Origin of the sequence: Hamadaea sp. NPDC051192, from assembly GCF_040682475.1 — a bacterium.
Lineage (GTDB): Bacteria > Actinomycetota > Actinomycetes > Mycobacteriales > Micromonosporaceae > Hamadaea > Hamadaea flava.
In genome coordinates this window covers 1-3,093 of sequence record NZ_JBFBAZ010000280.1, presented here as the reverse complement: position 1 = coordinate 3,093, position 3,093 = coordinate 1, and the positions used below count along the sequence as shown (strand labels likewise).

Here is a 3,093-nt window from a genome sequence, read left to right as displayed (position 1 = left end):
GATGCCATCAGACCCAGGCCAAAACCAGCCACCACAAACGACGAGCCGCCATCGAAGACGAGCAGCTCAGACGGTGAACCGTGACTGCCGTACTAACCTTCGCGGATTTGCCGGCAGTATTCGCCGATCATCCATTCTCGACCGCTGGCGCGGCGCTTCGTTAGATGACGGGCGCGCCCCCGTGTGGTCAGCTCGGCTGGATGGGCCGCACCACCGAACCCGACGGCGAAGAGGAACGCTCCGGCATCTGCCTCGTCTACCTCGGGCTGCACCATGCCCTGGCCGAACGCACTCGGCATCGTCGAGATGAGGCGCATCAGAATGCACGCCGACTTCGCCCGCGGCGATTCTTAGGCGCCGAAGGCGGCCTGCCTCACGGAACTCCCGGCAGACTTCCTGCCGAGCCGTAAATCGTCTAGGTATGGTTTACGCTTTCCTGGTCATCGCAAAGATCGAACAAAGGGGAAAGCCCCCGCCAACCGGCCTCTGAACCCGCCGGCGAGGGCCTTCCCGACCGCAGATGTGGCCTCACCTGTGCCATCAGGTGGGGCTACATCCGTACCGCGGTCACAAGGGTCGCGATCGCGTGAATCAGCGCGACAAGCGCATAAATCGCTGCCGCACCACCTTCGCTCTCACGTTTGTTGTGACCCTTCATCTCACCTCCCTTCGGACTTGGGAGACACGCGCACTCTAAGGCCCGCGTCACCTGCCCCGCACCTCTAACAACCCGCCTCGGGCAGCGTGGCAAGACGAAAATGGATAGGGCCCTCGGAGTGCCTCGCCAGCGCCGCAGCCCATACCCTGAGATGACCCGAGGCGGAACGAAGTCCGGTATCCACCCGGAGTACAACGTGACCACCGTCACGTGCACCTGCGGCAACTCCTTCACGACCCGCAGCACTGCCGGTTGCCACACGTTCTACACCGGCAAGCAGCGTGCCCAGGACACCGTCGGCCGCGCGGCCCGGTTCAAGGAGAAGCACGCCACGGTCGGCAAGGCCGATGAACTCAACACAAGGCGAAGACCTGGTCGGCGGACCCACAAAGTTGGCGCACAGCGCCTCGCCCACGGGGGTGGACGACACGGATAGTCCCGGCGGTCGAGGCCCACGATGGGGGCCGGTGCCGCGTGAACTGATGGCCTGCCTGACGTGATGCTGCGGTCGACAGCGCGGACATTAACGCCGCTGTCGAGTCCTACATTGGCCAGACGGTCCGGCATGGCGGCCACACTGGGAGCAACGCGGAAGCAAAACGGTTCTGATCATCGAGGTGGCGCCACCTGCGTGGGGCGATCCGCCCCACGCGTTCCACAAGGCGTTCGACCGGATCGATGATGGAGCGTTGTTTGCGCGTAAGAACGCCCGTTCAGTACCCCGGACCTGTCGCGTACGCGCAGCTCATTCGGTCAACCGTGCCACGGTACTAGTTCGATATGGAATCGGCGTGAAGCAAGTCGTCGCAGATCGCCAACAGATCGGGTGGTCGCAGGTACTTGAGTTGTGCAATCCACTCTCTGTCCAGCTCGATTTGTCTGCTGACGTGCCGAGCCATCTCTTGTTGGATGGCGGCTGTCCTGAAGCGGCTCTTAGACGCCTGCCGGTCAACGATGCTCGGGGTGATCTGCTCGGCGTCGCTGCCGAAGAACCGCCGTAGCCTTGCGAAGTTGATCGCCGCCACCACGGTCGCTATTGCATCCAGCGCCTGGCCTTGCCAAAACGGGTCGGCGATCTGATAGGCCGCCTGTTCGGCGTTGTCGGCCAGCCGCCGTGCCCGGTCGGGGTCGACCGCCGTCACCACTGCGGCAACCCTCGTTAGCGCCTGCGCCTGCGTGTGCTGGTCGGTGATCCGGCGGGCGATCTGCTCGGCCCGGTCGGTGTCGGCCGTCGCGATCGCCGCTACCACCGCCGCTAACGCTTGCGCCCGCGTGTGCTCGTCGGTGATCCGATCGGCGGCCTGCTCGGCCCGGTCGGGGTCGACCGTCGCAATCGCCCCGACCACCGCCGTTAGTGTCCACGCCTGCTCGTAGCGCGGGGCGGTGATCCGGTGGGCGATCTGCTCGGCCAAGTCGGGGTCGACCGTCGCGATCGCCAATGCCAACTCGGATGACAATCGTGTCTGCTCACGCGTGTCGGTGATCCGGTGGGCGGTATCCTCGGCGGCGTCGGCCAACCGCCGTGCCTGGCCGGCGTTGACCCCCGCCACCGCCGCTGCTATCGCGGCCAGCGCTCGGGCCCGCCAAAGCTGTCCGGTGATCTGGTGGGCGGCCTGTTCGGCGTTGTCGGCCAACCGCCGTGCCTGGTCGGGGTCGACCGTCGCGATGGCCGCTGCCAGCTCAGCTTGCGCCTGGGCCTTCGTGCGCGGATCGGTGATCCAGTGCGTGATCTGCTCGGCCCGGTCGGGGTCGACCGCCGCGATCGCTGCAGCCACCGCCGCTAACGCTGACGCCCGCGCCTGCTCATGCCGGTATGAGATCCGGTGCGTGGCCTGCTCGGCGTTGTCGGCCAACCGCTGTGCCCGGGTGACATCGACCATCTGTATCACCGCGGCTAGCGCCTGCACCTGGACATAGGGGTCGGTGATCCGGCCGGCGATCTGCTCGGCCCGGTCATGGTCGACCACCGCGATCGCTGCAGCCGCCGCCACATTCGCCAGCGCGTGGGGGAATGGGTCGGTGATTTGGTTGGTGGCCTGCTCAGCATCGTGGGCCAGCCGCTGTGCCTGGTCGGGGTCGACCGTCGCTATCGCGACCGCCAGTTCGGCAAGTGCCCGCGCACGCGTGTGCGGGTCGGGGATCTGATGGGTGGCCCGTTCTGCGTCGTTGGCCAGCTGCCGTGCCCGGTCGGGGTCGACCGCCGCCAGCACGGCGGCCACCGCCGTTAGCGACTCCGCCCGTCCCTCCTCATACGAGTCGGCGATCTGGTGGGCGGCCTGTTCTGCGTCGTTGGCCAACCGCCGTGCCCGGTCGGGGTAGACCGGCGCCAGCACCGCCGCCACCGCGGCTAGCGATCTTGCCTCAAATATGCCGGTGCCCCGGTGGGCGGCCTGTTCTGCGTCGTTGGCCAACCGCCGTGCCCGGTCGGGGTAGAC

Annotated in this window: 2 protein-coding genes and 1 pseudogene; 1 reads left to right on the top strand and 2 read right to left on the bottom strand. The window is 66.8% G+C overall.

The window, feature by feature from the left end:
* Positions 1–92: 92 nt before the first annotated feature.
* Complete coding sequence (locus AB0M47_RS42520) at positions 93–317, bottom strand: hypothetical protein (protein ID WP_363424679.1); 225 nt, start codon at positions 315–317, stop codon at positions 93–95.
* Between the two features lie 492 nt (positions 318–809).
* On the opposite strand from AB0M47_RS42520, the pseudogene rpmE reads away from it, so the two are divergent.
* Positions 810–995: pseudogene (gene rpmE / locus AB0M47_RS42515) on the top strand (50S ribosomal protein L31); the annotation flags it as partial.
* A 433-nt stretch (positions 996–1,428) separates the two neighbouring features.
* Here the strand turns inward: rpmE and AB0M47_RS42510 are convergent.
* Positions 1,429–3,000 (bottom strand): hypothetical protein, encoded by a 1,572-nt coding sequence (locus tag AB0M47_RS42510; protein ID WP_363424677.1) that lies wholly within the window; start codon positions 2,998–3,000, stop codon positions 1,429–1,431.
* Positions 3,001–3,093 lie beyond the last annotated feature (93 nt).